The sequence below is a fragment of the Pseudolactococcus chungangensis CAU 28 = DSM 22330 genome (assembly GCF_002441885.1).
In the GTDB taxonomy this organism is placed as follows: Bacteria; Bacillota; Bacilli; order Lactobacillales; family Streptococcaceae; genus Pseudolactococcus; species Pseudolactococcus chungangensis.
On sequence record NZ_JXJT01000068.1, the window covers coordinates 1 to 585 of the forward strand.

General features: G+C 34.2%; 1 protein-coding gene and 1 pseudogene. Both read left to right on the forward strand.

Annotated features, from left to right (window positions below; translation table 11 throughout):
* A partial coding sequence (locus RR45_RS11325) for a hypothetical protein (RefSeq protein WP_096823196.1) occupies positions 1 to 316 on the forward strand: 316 nt, incomplete at its 5' end.
* Positions 309 to 585 (forward strand): annotated as a pseudogene (locus RR45_RS10930) (hypothetical protein); the annotation flags it as partial. The gene RR45_RS11325 and the pseudogene RR45_RS10930, both read left to right, overlap by 8 nt.

A 585-nucleotide genomic window follows, 5' to 3' on the forward strand; every position in this document is an offset into this window, starting at 1 on the left:
AACGAAAGAAGAGCAGATTGAATTTTTGAAAGAACATGAACAAGAGATGACGGAGTATGTTAAATCTAAAAATACAAAAATCACTAGTGTGCAATGGGATTGGGAAAGTATAGAGATACAAATCGTTACTCCCAATGCTGGTGGGATACCAGCAGGTTCAAAATATAAGAAATTAAGCATTGACGGAGGGTTTAACGAAATTAATGACTCAAATTTTCTGTTAAGCTTTGTAATGAGCGATAATAACCAACCGGAAATAGAAAGTATGTATATCCAACAAACGTTTAGGGTAGGAGGGAAAATATTTAATGGCTAATTTGACAAATTTTAATGATATTTTTTCTAGTTTGGCTGAAAGTGCTTATAGTGGCAACAGACCCAATCCTTTTCCTATTGAAGATTTAAATAAAAAGCAGAAAGAAAATTTAAATAAAGGAAAATCAGTGGAGTTTGAATTTTCACAGGAAGCAACGGTATCTTATAAAGTTGATGGGAAATGGGTAACAGAGACTACTAAAGGCGGCACCAACCTACCAAATGGTGGCAAAGTTTACCTCCAACAAGATTCAACAGGAATTTTAACAG